General features: G+C 66.8%; 17 protein-coding genes. 9 read left to right on the top strand and 8 right to left on the bottom strand.

Annotated features, from left to right (window positions below):
• Nucleotides 1-10: 10 nt before the first annotated feature.
• The 3 genes from creD to creB form a co-directional block, all read right to left on the bottom strand.
• Nucleotides 11-1330 carry a cell envelope integrity protein CreD gene (gene creD, locus AC5P7X_RS02800; protein ID WP_329841638.1) on the bottom strand — a complete coding sequence of 440 codons (1320 nt, stop codon included), beginning with the start codon at nt 1328-1330 and terminating at the stop codon, nt 11-13.
• Between the two features lie 81 nt (nt 1331-1411).
• A complete protein-coding gene (gene creC / locus AC5P7X_RS02795; protein WP_065177469.1) occupies nt 1412-2872 on the bottom strand; it encodes a two-component system sensor histidine kinase CreC in 1461 nt (486 codons plus the stop codon).
• Between the two features lie 3 nt (nt 2873-2875).
• A complete protein-coding gene (creB, locus tag AC5P7X_RS02790) occupies nt 2876-3601 on the bottom strand; it encodes a two-component system response regulator CreB (protein ID WP_080375099.1) in 726 nt (241 codons plus the stop codon).
• Between the two features lie 35 nt (nt 3602-3636).
• Here creB and AC5P7X_RS02785 point away from each other — a divergent pair, with 35 nt between their 5' ends.
• The 4 genes from AC5P7X_RS02785 (at nt 3637) to AC5P7X_RS02770 (ending at nt 9412) form a co-directional block, all read left to right on the top strand.
• Nucleotides 3637-4494 (top strand): 23S rRNA (adenine(2030)-N(6))-methyltransferase RlmJ, encoded by an 858-nt coding sequence (locus tag AC5P7X_RS02785; RefSeq protein WP_053499314.1) that lies wholly within the window; start codon nt 3637-3639, stop codon nt 4492-4494.
• A gap of 95 nt (nt 4495-4589) precedes the next feature.
• Complete coding sequence (locus tag AC5P7X_RS02780) at nt 4590-5135, top strand: GNAT family N-acetyltransferase (RefSeq protein WP_004150340.1); 546 nt, start codon at nt 4590-4592, stop codon at nt 5133-5135.
• Between the two features lie 149 nt (nt 5136-5284).
• Nucleotides 5285-8749 carry a transcription-repair coupling factor gene (mfd, locus tag AC5P7X_RS02775; RefSeq protein ID WP_005415791.1) on the top strand — a complete coding sequence of 1155 codons (3465 nt, stop codon included), beginning with the start codon at nt 5285-5287 and terminating at the stop codon, nt 8747-8749.
• 45 nt (nt 8750-8794) lie between these two features.
• On the top strand, nt 8795-9412 hold the full coding sequence (locus AC5P7X_RS02770) for an HD-GYP domain-containing protein (protein ID WP_329841636.1): 618 nt from the start codon (nt 8795-8797) through the stop codon (nt 9410-9412).
• A 199-nt stretch (nt 9413-9611) separates the two neighbouring features.
• On the opposite strand, the gene AC5P7X_RS02765 is transcribed toward AC5P7X_RS02770, so the two are convergent.
• A complete protein-coding gene (locus AC5P7X_RS02765) occupies nt 9612-11705 on the bottom strand; it encodes a M13 family metallopeptidase (protein WP_053499310.1) in 2094 nt (697 codons plus the stop codon).
• A 138-nt stretch (nt 11706-11843) separates the two neighbouring features.
• Here AC5P7X_RS02765 and AC5P7X_RS02760 point away from each other — a divergent pair, with 138 nt between their 5' ends.
• Nucleotides 11844-12326 (top strand): hypothetical protein, encoded by a 483-nt coding sequence (locus tag AC5P7X_RS02760; RefSeq protein ID WP_329841635.1) that lies wholly within the window; start codon nt 11844-11846, stop codon nt 12324-12326.
• Nucleotides 12327-12414: 88 nt separating this feature from the next.
• On the opposite strand, the gene gpmA is transcribed toward AC5P7X_RS02760, so the two are convergent.
• The gene (gpmA, locus tag AC5P7X_RS02755) at nt 12415-13164 is read right to left on the bottom strand and encodes a 2,3-diphosphoglycerate-dependent phosphoglycerate mutase (protein WP_005415787.1); all 750 of its coding nucleotides are present in this window, start codon (nt 13162-13164) and stop codon (nt 12415-12417) included.
• Nucleotides 13165-13258: 94 nt separating this feature from the next.
• On the opposite strand from gpmA, the gene nfi reads away from it, so the two are divergent.
• Complete coding sequence (gene nfi / locus AC5P7X_RS02750; RefSeq protein WP_329841634.1) at nt 13259-13933, top strand: deoxyribonuclease V; 675 nt, start codon at nt 13259-13261, stop codon at nt 13931-13933.
• A gap of 38 nt (nt 13934-13971) precedes the next feature.
• Here the strand turns inward: nfi and AC5P7X_RS02745 are convergent, their stop codons facing one another.
• Both AC5P7X_RS02745 and AC5P7X_RS02740 read right to left on the bottom strand, forming a co-directional pair.
• A complete protein-coding gene (locus AC5P7X_RS02745) occupies nt 13972-14952 on the bottom strand; it encodes a cation diffusion facilitator family transporter (RefSeq protein ID WP_329841633.1) in 981 nt (326 codons plus the stop codon).
• 106 nt (nt 14953-15058) lie between these two features.
• On the bottom strand, nt 15059-17308 hold the full coding sequence (locus tag AC5P7X_RS02740) for a TonB-dependent siderophore receptor (protein WP_495214398.1): 2250 nt from the start codon (nt 17306-17308) through the stop codon (nt 15059-15061).
• A gap of 286 nt (nt 17309-17594) precedes the next feature.
• Here AC5P7X_RS02740 and AC5P7X_RS02735 point away from each other — a divergent pair, with 286 nt between their 5' ends.
• Nucleotides 17595-19010, top strand: coding sequence for a GGDEF domain-containing protein (locus tag AC5P7X_RS02735; protein ID WP_171958172.1), 1416 nt, complete (start codon nt 17595-17597; stop codon nt 19008-19010).
• A 95-nt stretch (nt 19011-19105) separates the two neighbouring features.
• On the opposite strand, the gene AC5P7X_RS02730 is transcribed toward AC5P7X_RS02735, so the two are convergent.
• Entirely contained in the window at nt 19106-20323 is a 1218-nt protein-coding gene (locus AC5P7X_RS02730) for an MFS transporter (RefSeq protein WP_070489306.1), read from the bottom strand.
• 78 nt (nt 20324-20401) lie between these two features.
• Here AC5P7X_RS02730 and AC5P7X_RS02725 point away from each other — a divergent pair, with 78 nt between their 5' ends.
• Both AC5P7X_RS02725 and AC5P7X_RS02720 read left to right on the top strand, forming a co-directional pair.
• Nucleotides 20402-20833, top strand: coding sequence for a winged helix-turn-helix transcriptional regulator (locus tag AC5P7X_RS02725; protein WP_095377803.1), 432 nt, complete (start codon nt 20402-20404; stop codon nt 20831-20833).
• 423 nt (nt 20834-21256) lie between these two features.
• Entirely contained in the window at nt 21257-21940 is a 684-nt protein-coding gene (locus tag AC5P7X_RS02720; protein ID WP_061479532.1) for a hypothetical protein, read from the top strand.
• The last annotated feature ends 60 nt before the right edge of the window (nt 21941-22000 follow it).

Here is a 22000-nt window from a genome sequence, read left to right as displayed (position 1 = left end):
GGCATGCTCCTTACTTCAGGTCCGCGCCGAGCGCGTACCAGTCGACCCGGCGGGTCACCCACATCGCAAGCGCCAGGATCACGAACAGCAGCAGCGACCCCATCAGCAGTGCGTTGTTCTCCGACACCAGCAGGCCATACAGCGCGCCGTACAGCACGGTCAGCAGGGCCGCGAAGCCGAGGCCGCGCCTCCAATGGCCCAGCACGTTGGCCAGATACACCGCCTGCAGGCCGATACAGGCCACCGCCGAAACCAGGTAGGCCTTCCAGAACGCGATGTGCTCGGACAGGCTGATCAGCAACAGGAAGAAGATCGCCAGCGCCAGGCCGACCATGAGGTACTGCAGCGGGTGGATGCGCAGCGACTTGATCAGCTCGAACAGGATGAAGCCGACGAAGGTCAGCAGCACGAACAGCACCCCGTACTTGGACGCACGGTCGGCCTGGGTGTAGGTATCGACCGGATCGACCAGCGACACCGTCACCGCCTGCGAGTCGACCGAACCTTCATTGCGCAGCTGCCGCTGTGCGTCGGAGGCCAGCGAGGACACCGCCCAGCGCGCGTCGAATCCCTGTGCATCAACGCGCCGCTCGTTGGGCAGGAACGCACCGCTGAACGACGGATGCGGCCAGCTCGAACGCAGCGCGATGTGGGTGTCATCGCCCACCGGCACCACCGACAGCATGCGGCTTCCATCCAGGCGCAGCTCCAGTTCAACGGTGCTGGCCGCCAGCGTGCCGCCCTGATCCGTAGCGAAACCGGCCACCGGCGCATGCAGGCCACGGCCGACTTCGCTGGCCACGCCGACGCCCGGCAGCAGGCGCAGCTGCTTGCCATCCACGCGCAGGTTCGGTGTACCGACCAGGCCGCGCACATCGGAAACGCCCACCGCCACATACGGCTGGCCATACGTGCGCCCTGCCTTCACGGGATAGTCGTCAGCGGCGAAGCTCGCCTTCATCTGGCCGTTCCAGCTGTACACCGGCACCTTGAACAGGCCGACTTCGCGCTGGCTCGGCAGCATCTCACCGCCCACCTCCAGCGACGCCGGCATCTGCAGCCAGTGCCCCTCGGTGACCTGCACCTCGGTCTTCTTGACGCCCAGCGGGTCAACCAGTTCAACCTGCTTGTGTTCCACCCACGGCACCACCCGCACCGGGCCCACCAGCTGCTGCGTGCCGGCACGGCTGTCGGCCACCCGCGCAAAGGCCTCGTCGCGGTACTGGCTGCGCTCGGTGATCACCCCGCGGATCATCATCAGCGGCACCAGCAACAACAGGATCAGCCCGCCGACAATGGCGAACCGCAGCAGCATCTTCAGGGATTTCATGGTCCATCCTCGTTGGAGAGGGCTGCAGGATGGACCGCTGCGGTGAGCGGGGTTTGTGGCGAATTTGAAGCGAGTGTGAAGTCAGCGGCGCGGGCGCTGGCCCGCTGCACCCAACGGCAGCCACAGGCTGGCCACCGTGCCACCGCCATCGCGGGCGTCGAGGCTGGCGCGTCCGTCATGCAGGCGAGCCACTTCCTGCACGAACGGCAGGCCCAGGCCGGAACTGCGCCGGCCGCTGCCGGGGCGGGCCAGCGAATAGAAGCGTTCGAACACCCGTTCGCGCGCGTAGTCGGGAATGCCGGCACCGCGATCCGCCACCTGCAGGCGCACGCCCTGCCCGTCCACCTCGGCCTGCAGCGCGATGTCCGCGCCGGGCGGTGAAAAGGCAATGGCGTTGTCGATCAGGTTGTGCAACGCCTGCCGCAGCAGATAGGCATCACCCTGCACGCGCATGTCGGGCACGCTGCCGATGCGAACCTGCACGCCGGCCGCCTGCGCACGCACCTGCGCCGCCGCCGCCGCATCGGCCAGCAAGGTTGGAAGCGCGATCGGATCGCGGGTCTGCAGCCAGCCGTGCTGTTCCACTTCGGCCAGCGCCAGCAGCTTGTCGATCGTCTCGGTCAGCCGCTCCTGCTGATCGACGATGCTGCGTGCGAAATGCACGCGGTCGGCCTCCGGCAGCGGCTCCTGCAACAGCTCGGCGGCACCGCGGATCGCCGCCAACGGGCTTTTCATTTCATGCGTCAGCGACTGCACGTACTGCTCGACGTAGGCCTTGCCCTCCAGCTTGCGGCGCATTGTTTCCAGTGCCTGGCCCAGGTCGCCGATCTCGTCGCGGCGCCGCCGCGGCGGTGGCACCGGTTCGCCGGCGCTGACCGCCCGTGCATAGCGGCTGAGCTGGCCAAGGCCCGTGGTGAGCCACATCGTCACCAGCACGCCGACCAGCGCCGACAATCCGATCAGCCAGGCGCCGCGCTCGATGATGGCGCGCTGGCTGGCCGCAATGAACGGATCGATGCTGCGATTGGGCTGGGCCAGGCTGAGCACGCCGATCAGGGTGCGGCCATCGGCCGGGTCGTATACCGGCGCCGCCACATGCATCACCGTATCGCCTTCTTCGCCTGGCACTTCCGGGCTGGAGCGGGCGCCGTACTCGCCACGCAGGGTGCGGTAGACATCGTTCCAGCGCGAATTGTCACGCCCCAGGTCGCGGCCCAGCGAGTCGTAGATGACGATGCCCTTGGCATCGGTGATGGTCACCCGGTAGTCCAGTGAGCGCTTGGGAAAGCGCCAGACCATCGCTTTCAGGTCACGCTGCCGCGCCTTGGCGAGGTTGCGGGTGAAGCTGCCGCTGCGGATGGTGCCGTCCTTGACATCGGCCGCCGCCATCTCGGCCAGCACGTTGGCGGCATCGACCAGGGTCGATTCCATCGCCTGGCGCACACCCGGCTTCACTTCGTTGACGAACACGCGCATCACGAAGAACGCGGCGATGCCGGTGATCAGGAAGAAGCCGAGGAACAGCTTCAGGACCAGGCGCATCGGCTAGACCTCCAGCGCGTAGCCGAGGCCACGGTGGGTGCGGATCGGGTCGTCGCTGGCACCGGCTGCGCGCAGCTTGGCGCGCAACGTCTTTACATGGGTGTCGACGGTACGGTCGGCACTATCGGCGCTGCTGTCCCAGCCGCGATCCATCAACTGGGCACGACTGAGGATGGCACCCGGCCGCTGCAGCAACGCTTCCAGCAACGCGTACTCGTAGCGGGTCAGGTCCAGCGCGTGGCCGCGGAAGCGGATGCGCCGGCCTTCACGGTCGATGGCGAAGGCACCATGTTCCTGCCAGCCCGTATCGGCGCCGGGGGCTGCCGCGACCGGTGCGGCGCGACGCAGGCGCGCACGCACCCGCGCCACCAGCTCACGCGGCGAGAACGGCTTGGTCATGTAATCGTCGGCGCCCAGTTCCAGGCCGAGCACGCGGTCCACTTCATCGTTGCGGGCGGTCAGGAAGATCACCGGCAGCTGCGCCGCCGGCCCGGGCTGCGCGCGCAGCCGGCGGCACACCTCGAAGCCGCCCAGGTCGGGCAGGCCCACGTCCAGCACCACCACGTCGATATCCCCTGCCTGCAGCCGTTGCAGCGCCTCGCCACCGAGCAGACAGTGGCTGGCGGCATAGCCCTCGCTGCGCAGCGCATAGAGCACGGTTTCGGCGATGGCGGCTTCGTCCTCGACCACCAGGACATGGGCAACAGGAGCTGTCATGGCGCGCAGCATAGCCGCTGCGGCCGCCGCCCCGTACACTGCGGCCCATGAACTATCGCCACGCCTTCCATGCCGGCAACCACGCCGACGTGCTCAAACACATCGTGCAGCTGGCCCTGATCGACAGCTTCAAGCGCAAGGACAGCCCGTTCTTCGTGCTCGACACCCACGGCGGTGCTGGCCGCTACCTGCTGGCCAGCGAAGAGAGCCGCAAGACCCTGGAGGCCGAATCCGGGATCATGCGGCTGATGGCCCAGCCCAGGCTGCCGGAGGTAGTCGAGCGCTACCTGAAGGCGGTGCAGGCCGACAATCCGGTGGGCGCACTGACCAATTATCCGGGCTCGCCGCTGCTGAGCGCGCAGGCCATGCGCCCTCAGGACCGCATGGCGGTCTGTGAGCTGCAGGAAGCCGAAACGGCCACGCTGAAGGCCCTGTTCGCCCATGACAGCCGCGTCGACGTTCGGGCGGGCGATGGCTATGCCCTGCTGCGTTCGCTGCTGCCGCCGAAGTTCAACGGCAGCAAGATCGGCCGCGGCCTGGTGCTGATCGACCCGCCCTACGAAGCCCAGGATGCCGAGTACCAGGCGGTGCTGGCCGCCCTGGCCGAAACCCTGGCACGCTGGCCGCAGGCCACCTGTGCGGTCTGGTTCCCGATCAAGCAGCGCCGCACCATCCTGCACTTCCTGCGCAAGGCCACCGCCCTGCCGGTGAAATCGGCGATGACGATCGAGTTCCTGGTGCGCCCGGACGACTCGCCGCTGCGCCTCAACGGCAGCGGCATGCTGCTGCTCAACCCGCCGTGGCAGTTCGACCGCGTGGTCGGTCCGGCCCTGCCGGCGCTGCGCCAGCACCTGGGCGAACCCGGGGCCAGCACCCGCCTGGACTGGCTCAAAGCCCCCGAATAACGGCGTTCACGAGGCTGTACCGCCGTGAGCCTTTCGTTCACGGAACGCAGCCCCGGTGATGCCACAATCGATGGACCACCAAGGAATCACCCGGTATGGCCACTCGCAACCGCATGCCGCCCTGGCATGAGATCTTCAAGGCTCCCAGCGGCCACGAGCTGCTGATCCGCCCCATCCGCCCGGAAGATGGCGCACCGCTGCAAGCGGCATTCAGCCTGTTCGGGCCGGAAGAAATCCGTGATCGTTTCCTGCAGGCGGTGACCGAGCTGTCGCCGGAAACCACCCAGCGTCTGACCCACCCCAACCCGAAGACCGAGATCACCCTGGTCGCAGCCGAGTCCCTGCCCGCGGGCGAAGCGGTGGTCGGCGCGGTCGCCCGGGCCTCGATCATCCCCGGCACCCGTGAAGCCGAGTACGCGATCCTGATCAGCCGCTTCCTGATCGGCCAAGGCCTGGGACGGCAGCTGATGCGCAAGCTGGTGAAGTGGGGCCGTGGCAAGTACCTGGACCGCCTGTACGGCGACGTTGCCGCCGAGAACGAACCGATGAAGCAGCTGGCCGCGTCGCTGGGCTTCAAGCCGGTGCCGCACCCGACCGGAGCCGAAGGCCTGGTCCGGATGGTGCTGGAGCTGGACAACTGACGGATGCGCCGGGCCCTGCCCGGCCACGTCTCCCGGTAGTGCCGGCCGCTGGCCGGCATTCCGCTGCCCCAACGGCAGATGAGGCTGCCGGCAACGGGCCGGCACGATGCACCGGGACCGGATCGGGCTTCTGCTAAAATCCGGGGTCCATGTCGCGTACCTCATACCCCGCCCCGCCGCTGCCGCGCGCCGGCCAGCTCCGCGCCTGGTGGCGCGCCCCCGCCTCGCCCACCGCACTGGCCTGGTACCTGGCCCAGGCATCGCGCGTGCACGACGCTCCGCTGCTGGTGATCGCCCGTGACAACCACGGCGCAAACCAGCTTGAAGCCGATCTGCAGACCCTGCTCGGCGGTGACCCGGCCCTGCCGGTGGTCGCCTTCCCGGACTGGGAAACCCTGCCCTACGACCGCTTCAGCCCGCATCCGGACATCATCTCGCAGCGTCTGGCTGCCCTGCACCGCCTGCCCACGCTGAAGCGTGGCCTGGTGATCGTGCCGGTGCAGACCCTGCTGCAGCAGCTGGCCCCGCGCAGCTACGTCATTGGTGGCAGCTTCGACCTGAAGGTCGGCCAGCGCCTGGATCTGGAAGCCGAGAAGCGCCGCCTGGAAAGCGCCGGCTACCGCAACGTGCCGCAGGTGATGGACCCGGGTGACTTCGCCGTGCGCGGCGGCCTGCTCGACGTGTTCCCGATGGGCGCCGACGAGCCGCTGCGGGTGGAACTGCTGGACGAGGACATCGATTCGATCCGTGCCTTCGATCCGGAAAGCCAGCGTTCGCTGGACAAGGTCGAGGCGGTGCACATGCTGCCGGGCCGCGAAGTGCCCATGGACGAGGCCAGCATCGCCCGCGTGCTGTCCACGCTGCGCGAGCGCTTCGATGTCGATACCCGGCGCAGCGCGCTGTACCAGGACCTGAAATCCGGGCTGGCCCCGGCCGGCGTCGAGTACTACCTGCCGCTGTTCTTCGAGCGCACCGCAACCCTGTTCGACTACCTGCCCAGCGGCAGCCTGCCGGTGGTCTGTGCCGGTGCCGGCGAAGCCGCCGAGGCGTTCTGGGCGCAGACCGGCGAGCGTTATGAGCAGCGCCGCCACGATGTGGAACGGCCGCTGCTGCCGCCGTCGGCGCTGTACCTGTCGCCGGAGCTGCTGCGCGAGCGCCTGAACGATGCCCCGCGCATCGAGGTATGGGCCGCCGACCACGCACGCATCGCCGACGCGCACGCGCTGGGCGACCAGCCGCTGCCCCCGCTGCCGGTGGCCGCACGCGAAGCCCCCGCCGGCGATGCGCTGAAATCCTTCCTCGGCCATTATCCGGGCCGGGTACTGATCGCCGCCGATTCGCCCGGCCGCCGCGAGGCACTGCTGGAAGTGCTGCAGGCCGCCGAGCTGAAGCCGCCGGTGGTGGCCGACCTGCCCAGCTTCCTCGCTAGCGATGCGCGCTTCGCGATCGCGGTGGCGCCGCTGGAAGATGGCTTCGCGCTGGACGACCCGCGCATCGCGGTGCTGACCGAGCGCCAGCTGTTCCCCGAGCGCGCCGGCAGCACCCGCCGCACGCGCCGTGCCGGCCGCGAGCCGGAGGCGATCATCCGCGACCTCGGCGAGCTGACCGAGGGTGCGCCGATCGTGCACGAGGACCATGGCGTCGGCCGCTACCGTGGCCTGATCGCGATGGACGTCGGCGGCATGCCCGGCGAGTTCCTCGACATCGAATATGCCAAGGGCGACCGCCTGTATGTACCGGTCGCCCAGCTGCACCTGATCAGCCGCTACTCCGGTGCTTCGGCGGAAACCGCACCGCTGCATTCGCTCGGTGGCGAGCAGTGGAGCAAGGCCAAGCGCAAGGCCGCCGAGAAGGTGCGCGATGTCGCCGCCGAACTGCTGGAAATCCAGGCCCGCCGCCAGGCGCGTGCCGGCCTGGCACTGCAGGTCGACCGCGCGATGTACGAGCCGTTCGCCGCCGGTTTCCCGTTCGAGGAAACCCCCGACCAGCTGGCTGCGATCGATGCCACCCTGCGCGACCTGGCCAGCAGCCAGCCGATGGACCGCGTGGTCTGCGGCGACGTCGGCTTCGGCAAGACCGAGGTGGCGGTGCGCGCTGCATTTGCTGCGGCCAGTGCCGGCAAGCAGGTGGCGGTGCTGGTGCCGACCACGCTGCTGGCCGAGCAGCATTACCGCAACTTCCGCGACCGTTTCGCCGATTACCCGCTGAAGGTCGAAGTGCTGTCGCGCTTCAAGACCAGCAAGGAAATCAAGGCCGAACTGGAGAAGGTGGCCGCTGGCACCATCGACGTCATCGTCGGCACCCATCGCCTGCTGCAGCCTGACGTGAAGTTCAAGGACCTGGGCATGGTCATCGTCGACGAGGAGCAGCGATTCGGCGTGCGCCAGAAGGAGGCGCTGAAGGCGCTGCGCGCCAACGTACACCTGCTGACGCTGACCGCCACGCCGATCCCGCGCACGCTCAACATGGCCATGGCCGGCCTGCGCGACCTGTCGATCATCGCCACGCCGCCGCCGAACCGGCTGGCGGTGCAGACCTTCATCACCCAGTGGGACAACGCGCTGCTGCGCGAAGCCTTCCAGCGCGAGCTCGCGCGCGGTGGCCAGCTGTACTTCCTGCACAACGATGTGGAGAGCATCGGCCGCATGCAGCGCGAGCTGTCCGAGCTGGTGCCGGAGGCACGCATCGGCATCGCCCACGGGCAGATGCCCGAGCGCGAACTGGAAAAGGTGATGCTGGATTTCCAGAAGCAGCGTTTCAACGTGCTGCTGTCGACCACGATCATCGAATCGGGCATCGACATCCCCAACGCCAACACCATCATCATCAACCGTGCCGACCGTTTCGGCCTGGCCCAGCTGCACCAGCTGCGTGGCCGCGTGGGCCGTTCGCACCACCGTGCCTACGCCTACCTGATCACCCCCGACCGTCGCGCGATCACCCCCGACGCCGAGAAGCGCCTGGAAGCGATCGCCTCGATGGACGAGCTGGGCGCCGGCTTCACCCTGGCCACGCACGATCTGGAAATCCGCGGCGCCGGTGAACTGCTGGGCGAGGACCAGAGCGGGCAGATGGCCGAGGTCGGCTTCAGCCTGTATACCGAGCTGCTGGAACGCGCGGTACGCAGCATCAAGCAGGGCAAGCTGCCCGACCTGGATGCCGGTGAGGAAGTGCGCGGCGCCGAGGTCGAGCTGCATGTGCCGGCGCTGATCCCGGAAGACTACCTGCCGGACGTGCACACCCGCCTCACCCTGTACAAGCGTATTTCCAGCGCGCGCGACAGCGATGCGCTGCGCGAGCTGCAGGTGGAGATGATCGACCGCTTCGGCCTGCTGCCGGATGCAGCCAAGCACCTGTTCGCCATCGCCGAGCTGAAGCTGAAAGCCAATACGCTGGGCATCCGCAAGCTCGACCTGGGCGAGAACGGCGGCCGCATCGTGTTCGAGTCCAAGCCGAACATCGATCCGATGGCGGTGATCCAGCTGATCCAGAAACAACCGAACCTCTATGCCATGGAAGGGCCCGACAAGCTGCGCATCAAGCACCCGCTGCCGTTGCCGGAAGACCGCTTCAACGCGGCCCGCGCCCTTCTGACCACCCTCGCCCCGGGTTGATCACCCCCCGAACACCCCGCACCGGCCCCCACCCGGTGCGGGCGGATGACCATGTTCCCTGACGCCGTACCCGCCCCCGACCTGCTGCACGCGCAGGCCTGCCTGATCGATGCCCTCGCGATGTCGCTGCAGATGCGCGACGCCTACACCCGCCACCACTGCGACCGCGTTGGCCTGCTCGCGCAGCGCCTGGCCACGCACTGCGATCTTGATGACGATGCCCGTGCGCAGATCGGCCTGGCCGCGCGCTTCCATGACATCGGCAAGATCGGCATACCCGATGACGTGCTGCTGGCACCCCGCCGGCATACCGATGAGGAGCGCGCGATCATGCGCGAGCATCCGGTACGCGGCGAACACATCTTCCTGGCCACCGGTCGCAGCGACGCCTCGCCGGTGGCGCGGCTGATCCGCGCCCATCACGAGGCCTTCGATGGCAGCGGCTACCCCGATGGGCTGCGCGGCGAATCCATCCCGCTGGGTGCGCGCATCGTCACCATCGCCGATGCCTACGATGCGATGACCAGCGTGCGCCCGTATCGCAATGCGATGGAGCACGAGGCCGCATTGCGGATCATCGACGAGCAGGCCGGCGGGCTGGTGGACCCGTACGTGCTGCAACGCTTCCATCGCATGCTGGAGCGGGAACCGGCGCTGGCCTGAGATCTTCCCGACGGTGAAACGACCCGCCGGTAGAGTCGACTGTTAGTCGACTGCTCTTCGTCCAGATCGCGAAAATCCCGCGCTGCGCGCGATAGTCGACTAACAGTCGACTCTACCAGCCGGCGCTGCGCTGCCGGCCTGGAAGACAAAAGGCCCGGCGTTCGCCGGGCCTTTCGCTCCACGCATCACGGGTGATCGATTACCAGATCACCACGCGCTTGTCGTCGGCGCGCACCATCGCATCACCCGCCTTGCACTGGAATGCAGCAGCGAACGAGGGCATGTTCGACGGCGCACCGTTGGCACGGAAATTGGCCGGCGCGTGCGGGTCGGTGTTCAGGCGCACGCGCAGCTCGCCATCGGTGAAGTTGCGGCGCCACACGGTGGCCCAGTTCATGAAGAAGCGCTGGTCCTGGCTGTGGCCGTCAACCTCGACGTTCGCCTTCGGGTCTTCCTTCAGCGCCATCTGCAGCGCGTCGTAGGCCACGGTCAGGCCGCCCAGGTCGCCGATGTTCTCGCCCAGGGTCAGCTTGCCCTTCACGAACACGCCCGGCACCGACTCGTAGCCGTCGAACTGGGCGACCAGCTGGTCGGTACGCTCGGTGAAGGCCTTGCGGTCGGCGTCCGTCCACCAGTTGTCGAAGTTGCCGTTGGCGGCGAACTGGCTGCCCGAGTCGTCGTAGCCGTGCATCATCTCATGGCCGATGACCGCACCGATGCCGCCGTAGTTCAGCGCCGGATCGGCCTTGGCGTCGAAGAACGGCGCCTGCAGGATCGCCGCCGGGAATACGATCTCGTTCTTGGTGGCGTTGTAGTACGCATTGACGGTCTGCGGGGTCATGCCCCACTCGGTCTTGTCCACCGGCTTGCCGATCTTGTCCAGCATGTAGCGGTAGTTGAACGCGCGCGCCGCCTGCATGTTGCCCAGGTAGCTGTCGCCGTTGGTCTGCAGGCCCGCCCAGTCACGCCACTTGTCCGGGTAACCGATCTTCGGGGTGAAGCTGGCCCACTTTTCCAGCGCCTTCTTCCTGGTTTCTTCGCCCATCCACGGCAGCTGCTCCAGGCGCGCCTTCAGCGCCTGCGACAGGTTTTCCACCAGGTGCTGCATGGCGACCTTCGACTCGGCCGGGAACACGGCGTCGACGTACAGCTGGCCCAGGGCTTCACCCATGCCGCCGTTGACCGACTCCAGCACGCGCTTCCAGCGCGGCTGCATTTCCTTCTGGCCACGCAGGGTCGTGCCGTAGAAATCGAAGTTGGCCTTCTCGAACTGGCTGCTCAGGTATGGCGCGGCATCGTCGATGGTGTGGAAGCGCAGGTAGGCCTGCCAGGTGCTGGCGGGCACATCGGCCAGCATCTTGTCCATTTCACCGAAGAAGCCCGGCTGCGCCAGCGAGAACTTCTGCGCGGCCGGTACCTTCAGGGTGTCGAACAGCGCGGTCCAGCTGAAGTTCGGGGTCAGTTTGTCCGCGTCGGCGGCACTGAGCGGGTTGTAGCGCTTGGCCGGGTCACGCATTTCGATGCGTGACATCGAGGCCTTGGCCAGGCGGGTTTCGAAGGCCATCACGGCCTTGGCCTGCTCGGCGGCCTGCGCCGCGTCCACGCCGGACAGGGTCAGCACCTGCGCGATGTAGGCCACGTAGGCGTCGCGGATCTTGGCCTGCGCATCATCGAAGTAGTAGCCCTTCTCCGGCAGGCCGAGGCCGCCCTGGCCAACGTAGGCGATGACGTTGGCCGAATCCTTGTAGTCGGCATTGGCGAACAGCGAGAACAGCACGCCCTTGCCCTCGGCCTGGCTGTCGCGCAGGTACTGGGTGATGGCGGCGGTGTCGTTCAGCGCGGTGATCTTGTCCAGCTGCGGCTGCAGCGGCGCCAGGCCGGCGGCTTCGATCTTGGCCTCGTCGTTGCCGGTCTTCCAGATGTCACCGATCTTGGCTTCCACCGAACCGGCCTTGGCCTGGCTGGCGGCGGCCTGCTGCACCAGCGCGTGCTGCACTTCCAGCGAGCGCTCGCGCAGGATCTCGAAGCTGCCCCAGGTGGTCTGGTCTCCCGGCACCGGGTTGGCCTTCAGCCACTTGCTGTTGACGAAGCCATTGAGGTCGGTACAGGCCGAAATGGCCGGATCCAGGTCGGCGCTGTTGAGCGAGATCAGCGGCGTCTTGATTTGCGACAGGTCGAAGGCCGGCTTGGCGTCGGCACTGGCCGCCGGCGCGGTTTCGTTCTTGCCACAGGCGGCCAGCGAGGCAGCGATGGCGATGGTCAGGCCCAGCGGGACCAGGTTGCGGACGTTCATGAGGCTCTCCTGCGGGTAATTTCACAGGGTAGCCGGGGGCGCGAGGTTGGGGACCGGCCAAAGGTCACAGAGCCCACGGCACAGCTCCCGCCGCGCGCCGGTATGCTCTGGCCTCTGCGATCACTGGACCTCATGACCATGGACGAAACTGCGCTGCTGCTGGCCCTCGACACCTGTGAGTTTCTGTTTCTTACTGAGATTGGCGAGCCGGAAGCGAATCGTCTGCGCCTGGTCGTCGAGGAGGGCCGGGGGGTCGGAAAGCCCTCCCGCGTGGAGCTCGGTCATGGACGTTCAATCGATGATGTGCGTGCGATAGAGGTGGTGCCCCACTCGCAGCGGTTTGAACTGATCTGGGACCACTACATCAGCTACGCCGTGCACAACGAGTCCCACCAGAGCTGGGACGACGCCGAAGCCTGGAGCGGCAACCTGTTCCGCCGCTACAGCCGTTCGAAATTCCTTGAATATCTGGGCCGTGCCACCTTCGCTGATACCCGTTACCCGGGCCCATTCACGCATTACCAGCTGATATGCCAGGACCACGTCATCGACATTGCTGCGTTGCGGTCGCCGAAGGTGCGCCTGCCGGGTCCTTCTAGCTTGCACATGCAGCCACCATGAAGTGGCTCTACCGGGTTGCGACAGCGCCAGCCGAGCGTGGGCTCGGCTCTACAAAGAGAAAGGCCGGCTTGCGCCGGCCTTCTGTTTCTTATTTCGCCTTGCCCTGGTTGGCTACGGCTTCGGCGGCCTTGCGCGCCGCTTCCGGGTCGCCCAGGTAGCGGAACGACTGCACGGTCAGGTCATCGTTCAGTTCGAACAGCAGCGGGATGCCGGTCGGGATGTTCAGCTCGAGGATTTCCTCGCGCGAGACGTTGTTGAGGTACTTGTACAACGCACGCAGCGAGTTGCCGTGGGCGGTGACCAGCACGGTCTTGCCGTCCTTCAGCTGCGGCGCGATGGCGTCGTGCCAGTACGGCAGCACGCGGTCCAGGGTGGTGGCCAGCGATTCGGTGCCCGGCAGCGCGTTGCGGTCCAGGCCGGCGTAACGGCGGTCATGGATCGGGTGGCCCGGATCTTCCAGGTCCATCGGCGGCGGCGGGATGTCGTACGAACGACGCCACACCTTGACCTGCTCTTCGCCGTGCTTGGCAGCGGTCTCGGCCTTGTCCAGGCCCTGCAGGCCGCCATAGTGGCGCTCGTTGAGGCGCCAGGACTTGTTCACCGGCAGCCAGTCCTGCTCCAGCTCGGCCAGCGCCCCCTGCAGGGTGTGGATGGCGCGCTTCAGCACGGAGGTATGGGCGACGTCGAACTGCAGGCCTTCCTCGCGCATCAGGCGGCCGGCGGCGGCCGCTTCCCGGCGCCCCTGCTCGGTCAGGTCGACATCGACCCAGCCGGTGAAGCGGTTGTCCAGGTTCCACTGGCTCTGGCCATGGCGCAACAGTACGAGTCTACGGGTCACTGCAGGGTCTCCAACGCGAGGAAAGGCAGGCCGCCATTGTAGCCCCGGCGGCCGCTCACCGTGCCGTGGCGCCACCCATGCGATGCTGCAGCCAATGAATACGGTGATCGACCCCGGGCGCTGGGAAGGCAGCGTCGCCGCGGCACGCGCGCAGCAGCTCCAGCTGGCAGGCCGCGTGGAGCGCCAGGACCGCCTGCCACGCAAGGTGCGCTGGCTGGCCGGGCTGGATGTCGGCTTCGAGGACAACGGCGCCATCACCCGCGCCGCGGCGGTGCTGCTGGATGCGAAGACGCTGAGGCCCGTGGCGCAGGAGATCGCGCGCATCCCCACGGCGATGCCCTATATCCCCGGCCTGCTCAGCTTCCGCGAGCTGCCGGCGCTGCTGGCCGCGCTGGCGCTGCTGCCACGCACGCCGGACCTGGTGTTCGTCGATGGCCACGGCATCAGCCATCCGCGCCGGCTGGGGGTGGCCGCGCATCTCGGCGTGGTCACCGACCTGCCGAGCATCGGCGTGGCGAAATCGAAACTGGTGGGAAGGTTCGTCGAACCGGGCGCCGAAGCTGGTGCGCATACACCGCTGCTGGATGGCGACGAGCAACTGGGCTGGGTGCTGCGCAGCAAGGTGCGCTGCAAGCCGCTGTTCGTGGCCGGTGGCCATCGGGTCAGTGCCGATACCGCGCTGGGCTGGGTGCAGCGCACCCTGCGCGGCTACCGGTTGCCGAAGCCAACCCGGCTGGCGGATCGGCTGGCCTCGCGGCGGGACGAATAGCTGCGCCGGGCATCTCCCGGCGCGCGCGTCATCTTCGATCAGCGATGCACGTGGCCGCGATGGCCCTGCGCGTCCTCGCCGTGGTCATGCCCTTCGTGGCCCTCGTGCTCGCCGCCCTTCGCCGGCGCCGGCTCACCACAGGCTTCGCCGCAGTGGTCCGCCTCGATCTGCAGTGTCACGTGCTCGATGCCGAAGTCATCGTGCAGGCGCCCGCCCAGATCACGGCGCAGCGCATCGGCATCGGTGCCGTCGCGCATCACGATGTGCGCGGTCAGCGCCGGGGTGCTGGAGGCCAGCGCCCACACGTGCAGGTCATGCACGTCCAGCACGGCGGCATGGCCGGACAGGCTGTCGCGCACCTTGGCCACGTCCATGCCCTTGGGCACACCTTCCAGCAGCACGTTGATCGCCTCACGCATCAGCACGTAGGTGCGCGGCAGTACCCACAAACCGATCAGTACCGCCAGGATCGGGTCGATCGGCTTCCATCCGGTCCACTTGATCAACAATGCGCCCGCAATCACTGCCACCGAGCCGAGCATGTCGGCCCATACTTCCAGGTAGGCGCCCTTCACGTTGAGGCTCTCACCACTGCCCGCCTGCAGCAGGCGCATCGAGATCAGGTTGATGACCAGGCCCGCAGCCGCGATCACCAGCATGCCGGAGGAGGCGATCTCCTGCGGCTGGCGGAAGCGGCCGATCGCCTCCCACAGGATGTAGGCGGCGACCACGAACAGCATGGCACCGTTGATCATCGCGCCCAACGCTTCCAGCCGTGCATAGCCGTAGGTGCGGCGCGCATCCGGCGGGCGCCGGCTCAGCCGTACCGCAACCAGCGCGATCATCAGCGCCAGCGCGTCGGTGGCCATGTGCGCGGCGTCGGACAACAGCGCCAGGCTGTTGGTCCAGAACGCGCCCACCACTTCGACGACGAGGAAGGTGGTGGTCAGGCCGAGTGCCCACCACAAGGGCTTCTCGTGGCGGATCTGGGACGGCAGGTGATCGTGGTCGTGGCCCATGGCAACAGCTCCTTTGCGATGCGGTGCAGGCTACGCGGTGCCGGCGGAGGAGACTATTACGATGTTTATAACATTGCAGGTCACACGAGCCCTCGCCGGCCTGCCGTCAGAAGCCGAAGCGCAGGCTGGCCCAGTAGGCGCGGCCCGGTTCGTTGTAGGTCGCCGCGCCGGCATCGCTGCTGTTGGCCTCGCGGAACAGGCGCTTGTCGGCCAGGTTGTTCACGCCGAAGCCGAAGCTGACCGTCTCGGTCACCTTGTAGCGCGCGCTCACGCCCCAGATGTTGTACGCGCCACGATCCTGCAGCGCGATCGATGCATCGCAGCTGCCGGTGCAGCGGGGGTCGTTGTTGATGTTGGTCGTGGCCGGTTCCTGCTTGCCGTAGAAGGTGCCGGTCAGCAGCATGGACAGCCTGTCGGTGGCCTGCCAGTCCAGCATGGTGTTGATCGTGTACTTCGGGATCACCGACAGCGGCTGGTGCGTGGTCTTGTTCTCGTTTTCCACCATGTAGGTGAAGTTGTTGCTCCACTTCAGGCGGTCGCCCTGCTCGCCCAGCAGCGGAATGACCAGGTTGCCTTCCAGCCCCTGCACGATCGCCTTCGGCGCGTTCTCCCAGCGGAAGATGCGGCCCTTGGTGTCGGCGGTCAGCCCGATCTGGGTGTAGCCGGCCTGGATCTTGTCCTTGTAGTCGTTGTGGAAGTAGGTCAACGACGCCTGCCAGCCGCTCTGCGGTGCCCACTCGATGCCCAGTTCCTTGTTCAGGCTGGTTTCCGCCTTCAGGTCCGCGTTGCCGCGCATGTAGCAACCGGCGCCCAGGCTCGGCAGCGCATTGGGGCAGCCGTTGCCGCGGGTGTAGTAGAGATAGTCCGGATTCGACTGGTACAGGTTCGGCGCCTTGAACGCGCGGGCAATGCCGCCCTTCACCACCCAGTCGCTGCTGATACGGAACTGCGCGTTGAGGCTGGGGCTGGTGTTGTTGCCGAACTGGCTGTGGTGGTCGAAGCGCAGGCCCGGGGTAACGATCCAGCGCTCGCCCAGGTAGATGTTGTCTTCCACGAACACCGCCGTGGTCTGCGCATCGGCCTTGCCGCGCGCACGATCAGCCGACAGCCCCGGGATGCCACCGCCGCTGATGCTGGACTGGCTCATCGAGTACGGGTCGGTCAGGCGGCTGTCCAGGTATTCAAAGCCCAGCGTCCAGATGTTCTCGGCACCACCCAGCGTGGTCGGGAAGCTGACTTCACCGTCCAGCTGGTAGTTGCGCAGGCGCGAGGTCGACCAGTCGGTGCCGTTGAAGCTGCCTTCCGGGCCACCGGCCAGGCCTTCGTTGATGCGCGAGTTGTTCACCGCTTCCACCGCAGCCGTCACCCGCGAGGTGACATCGCCCCAGCGACCACGATGGCTGATCGCGCCGGTGTTGCGGTACATCCGGTTGGTCTCCGCCTTGCCGTCGGCCAGCGCCGCCAGATCAACGCCGGTCGAGGTGCCGGTGGTGCTGACCGCACGGTCGCCGGCGTAGATGTTGCCCTGGCGGCTGGTGCCCGCCTCGAACTCGACCACCTGGTTGGCGGTCACGTCCCAGCGCAGCAGCGCGTTGACGTCGCGGTTCTTGACGCCCTCGCGGCCAGCCGGTGGCACTGCGTTCGGCTGGGTGGCGTACTGACGGTTGAGATCGAGTGAATCGGCGTCGGTCTTGTTGAGGTTGCCGTACAGGCGGAACGACAGCGTGTCGGTCATCGGCCCACTCAGCTGCAGGCCGACGCGCTCGCTGCCACCTTCGGCGCTGTGTTCAGGCACCAGCCCGTACAGGTCGACCGCACCGGCAAGGTCGCCGGTCGGGCGCTTGGTGATGATGTTGACCACGCCACCGGAAGCACCGGAGCCATAGCGTGCCGCCGCCGGTCCGCGCAGCACTTCGATGCGCTCGATCATCTCCGCCGGCACCCAGTTGGTGTCGCCGCGTGTGTTGCGCTCGCCGCTGCGCCCCATGCGCACGGCATCGCGCGCACCGATGCGCTTGCCGTCGACCAGGATCAGGGTGTTTTCCGGGCCCATGCCGCGCAGGTCGATCTGGCGGTTGTTGCCGTACTGGCCCGAGGCGCTGTTGCCGGTGAGGTTGACGCCCGGCATGGTGCGCAACAGTTCGGCGATGTCGTTGGCCGGTGGGCGCCTGGCGATGTCCTCGGCGGTGATGGTCGAGGTACCCAACGCCTGGCGGGCAATCTGCGAGGCGGTGACGTGCACCGTGTCGATATCGGTGGCGTCGGTTTCAGCCTGGGCGGTCAGCGCGCTGCCCGCCAGCAGGGCGGCAACGGCGAGCGCCAGCGGGCGCGGCGAGAGGACAACGGCAGGAGACATGATCTGGACCTTCTGGCAGGGCAACGGGGCCTCTGGCAAAGGGCTTGAGGCAACGACGAGGGGGAGGCGGAGCGTCGCTGCAGTCGCCTGCGGCCCGATCCGTGCGTGCATTCTCCCATCAATGCGAGTGATTCTCAAATGCGTTCGCTCATTGCTACCGCAGGCATGATGTGCCCTGCGTGCCGAACGACCCTGCATCGGGCTTAAACTGGCCGGCTTGCCCACCATCAACCGCACGCCGCCGCGGCCGATACCCGTGGTTTGCCGTACGCAGTCAGAGATCGACGTGGAACCACCTCAACTGGACGATGCCAGCCAGCCGCTGGCCGAGGCCTGGCAGCACTGCCTGCAACAGGCCGGCCCGGCCGCCACCGCGCTGCTGCACGCCGCCGCAACCGATGCCCCGCCGGCGCTGGCCCAACGCTTCTACGAAGTGCTGTTGCAGGACGGGCGTGCACGCCGCTTCCTGTCCCACGATCAGGTCAAGCAACGCCTGCAACCGGCCATGCAGCGCTGGCTGGTGCAGCTGCTGACCACTGATGCCGACGGCATTGCCGCCACCGTTGCCTCGCAACGCGTGATCGGCGATGTGCATGCCCGGGTCGGCATTCCGGTCGACCTGGTCACCCGCGGCGCGCGCGTACTCAAGCACGAGCTGTTCGTGCGCCTGCGCGACGACGCGCCCGACAGCGCCACCGCGTTCGCCGCCATCGACTGCCTCAGCGCGATCATGGACATCGCCATGGAAGGCATGACCTTGGCCTACACCCATGCACGTGAGCGCTCCACCCGTGCCGATGCTGCCTACCGGCTGTTCTCGCTGGTGCAGAATGTCGGTACCGAACGCGAGCGCCAGCGTGCACTGCTGCTGGACTGGGAGAACGCCCTGCTCTACGCACTCGCCGGCCACGTGCAGGCCGGCGAAAGCGCCAGCCTGGCGACCTCGGAATTCGGCCTGTGGTTCACCCACAAGGGCATCCCCAGCTTCGGCGAGAGCAGCGAAACCCAGCAGGTCGGCCAGCTGATGGCCCGCATCGACGGCAACCTGCAGCGGGCAAGCAATGACACCCCGGCGCAACGACTGGCAGTGCTGCCGGCCATTCGCGAGGACCTGGCCGCCATCCGTACCCTGATGACGCTGTTGTTCGAACGCATCGGTGAACTGGATGCCGGCAGCGATGCCCTGACCAACCTGCTCAACCGCCGCTTCCTGCCTACCGTGCTGCGCAGGGAGATCGAGCTGGCCACGCGCAATCGCACGCCGTTCTCGCTGCTGCTGCTCGACCTGGATCACTTCAAGGCGATCAACGACGGCCACGGCCACGATGCCGGCGACCGCGCGTTGCAGCACGTCGCCGGCCTGCTCGGCCAGCTGACCCGCGGCAGCGACTACCTGTTCCGCTACGGCGGCGAGGAGTTCGTGGTGGTGCTGGTTGCCGCCAGTGAGTCACAGGCCTCGGTGATTGCCGAGAGCCTGCGCCGGCAGATCGCGCAGTCGCCTGTGGCACTGGCCAACGGCCAGGTTCTGTCGCTGACTGCCAGCATCGGCGTGGCCGGCCATGATGGCCACCCGGACTACGAACGGTTGATGGCACGTGCCGACGCGGCGATGTACGAGGCCAAGCGCAGCGGCCGCAACCGCGTGGTGGTGGCCAGCGGGGACCTTGAGGAAGCCCCGGGGCGGCGCGCACTGCAGCGATGACGACAGGACAGGTAGAGTCGACCGCTGGTCGACTATCGCGCGCAGCGCGGGATTTTTCGCACGCGGGGCGAAGAGCAGTCGACTGACAGTCGACTCTACCGACAGTCGACTTTACCGGTCCGCGCGCCAGCCGATGCATTGAACGCCACCACTCGCCACCCCGCCCACCACAGCAGCGCCAGCAACGCGATGCCTGCACCCAGCAGGCACACGGCAGGCCAGCCGTGCCGGGCCTGCATCCAGGGCCCGGCAGCCGCACCGGCACCACTACCCACCGCATAGAAGAGCATGTAAAGCGCCACCAGGCGTCCATGCTGCTCGCCCGGCGCGCGCAGCAGCAGCGCCTGGTTCGAGACATGCAGCGCCTGACCACCCAGATCGAGCACGATCACGCCCAGCAGCAGCAACGACAGCGACTGCGGCAGGCCCAGCAGCGGCCACCACGCGACCAGCATCAACAGCAGCGCGCCAAGACTGACCCGATCGGCAAAACCGCGGTCCATCCAGTGCCCGACCCGCGACGCCATCAATGCACCTGCCACCCCGGCCAGGCCGAGCGCACCGATGGCCGCAGTGGACCACTGCAGCGGCGGGGCCGACAGCGGCAAGGGAGCCGCCGCCCAGAACACGTTGAGTCCGGCAAACAGCAGCAATGCCAGCGGACCACGCTCGCGCAGCGTTCGATCCCGGCGCAGCATGCCCAGCATCGAGCCCAGCAGGTCGCGCCACTGCGGCGGGACCGACGGCACCGGTACTGCGGGCAAGCGCTGCCACAGCAGCGCCGCCAATGCCGCCATCACCACCGCGGACAGCAGGTAGACCATCTGCCAGCCAAAGGCCGCCGCCACCGTACCCGACACCACGCGCGCCAGCAGCAGGCCGATGAACACTCCGCCCTGCACCACGCCAACCATGCGACCGCGCTGCTCAGGCGGTGCCAGCGTGGCGGTGTAGGCGATCAGGCCCTGGGTCAGCGCCGTGCCCAGCAATCCGGCCAGCAGCATGCCAGACAACAGCCAGCTCGCCGTGCGCGACGCCGCCAGCCACAACAGGGCCAGCACCAGTGCGATCAGCTGCAGCCGCAGCAGGCGTCGCCGGTCACCGCGGTCCGCCAGCGGCAGCAGGCCAAGCAACGCCAGCACGCTGCCGGCCTGGGTGGCAGCCAGCACCGCGCCGGCCACGGCCCGGTCCAGTGCAAAGGCGCGTGCAAGCTGATCCAGCAGCGGTTGCGCGTAGTAAACATTGGCAACGCTGGCGCCGGCGGCAACCGCAAGCAGGACCAGCAGCGGGCGGGGAAGAGATGCGGCACTCATCTTGTAGTTGCAATTTGAAACCAGATGCAGGCTATCGCCATTGGTTTTAAACTGCAACCACATTCGGAGGTATCCAGCATGCACGCCGACAGTCCCTGTCCTGTAGCCCGCAGTGCCGACCTGCTCGGTGACCGCTGGGCATTGCTGGTGATCCGCGACGCGTTCGACGGCATCACCCGCTTCGGTGATTTCCAGCGCAGCCTCGGCGCGGCGCGCAACATCCTCAGCGACCGCCTGCGCCGGCTGGTCGAGGCCGGCATCCTGCAGCTGCGGCCGGCCTCCGATGGATCGGTCTACCAGGAGTACGTGCTCACCGCCGCCGGCCAGGAACTGTTCCCGCTGCTGGTCGCGCTGCGCCAGTGGGGAGAGCGCCATCGCTTCGGTATGGGGGAAGCCCATTCACAGCTGATCGAATTGGCGACGCGGCGGCCGCTGCCCTACATGCAGCCGCTAGACGCAGCTGGTCATGCTCTCGCGTCAGGCCAGACGGTCGTGCTCAAGCTCGTCTGAAGCGCGCGCTTCCGCCAGACGAGGATCGGTTCTTCTACAACGTCTCGTAGGGGGCTCTCTACTCGTGATGCTAGACGGTGACCACTGCTCATACCTCGGCCCAGTGGGCATTTGTTCAAGCGCCTTTGAGCTTGCCCTTGTGGCATACGACGCCTCCAAAGCAATTGGCGCATAGCTCCCACAGCTCGAACGCCACTGTGCCGAATACAGCACTCGCTGATCTACCCACTTCCAGGTCACTCATCACCACCAGCCCAATCAAAAAAGGCAGATTGAAATTTTCAGATGTACTCAACCCAAGCACGACGTTCTAGTTCTTTTGCAGCGGACAGATACGCAATCTGATCGGCCTTATCAAAGTCATCTCAATATCTGAGACGAAGATCTCCGATGCTCGAGGCTCATTCAGCCCGTGCATCAAACATGACAGACAAAGACCAGTACCCTGAGATCCCCAGCACCCGCATCTTGCTGCTTCGTATCAAACGTCCGAAGCAGGTTATACCCCTCAGCAAGGCGGAAAACTACGTAGTTGGCAGCATGGTCGCGTTGTTCCTTCTGAGCCTTGGATGCATGGCACTTCTGAAGGCAGATCAGATCACTCAGCAGGCTGCCAAAGTGATCGTGCTCCCGCTGACGGGGATTATCATGTTCCTGGGGCTAGTATTCTTTGTCATTCAGGTCGTCCAGTTCTTTCTGCTGTTCAGGCATGGCTTCAACAATATGGCGGATCGCGTAGATGTCTCTGCTGACGCAGATTCCACCCTTGCCGAGGATCTTTCGCACTGCAATACCCAGCATTTGGACCAGCGCTCAAAGCTTCTTGAGCAGGAATCCAAGCTCCTCACAAGGCGTGCTGGATTGGCATCTGCAGCAACCGCCATCAGCGCACTGATTATCAATCTCTTGAGCACCGGGAACGGCGACAAGACCGCGCAGTGGGTGTCAGACGCCAAGCTTCTGATCACCTGTTGCAGCTTGGGTTTGCTGGCGGGAGCAGTGATCGTGATTATCTTTGCAGGGAAGCTAGAGAAGATCTCCACATTACTGAAGCTTGCTTCAGAGAGAGGCTCGCAACGCAAGCTAGAGCGAGAGATGGCCGATTGAAACTCCAAGGGACCGCGCGGCAGGATCGCACGGTCGGTCACATGCCAACGTAACCCGCGG

Source organism: Stenotrophomonas sp. YJH_SMC_53, assembly GCF_059369995.1.
This window is presented reverse-complemented; position numbering and strand designations above follow the sequence as displayed.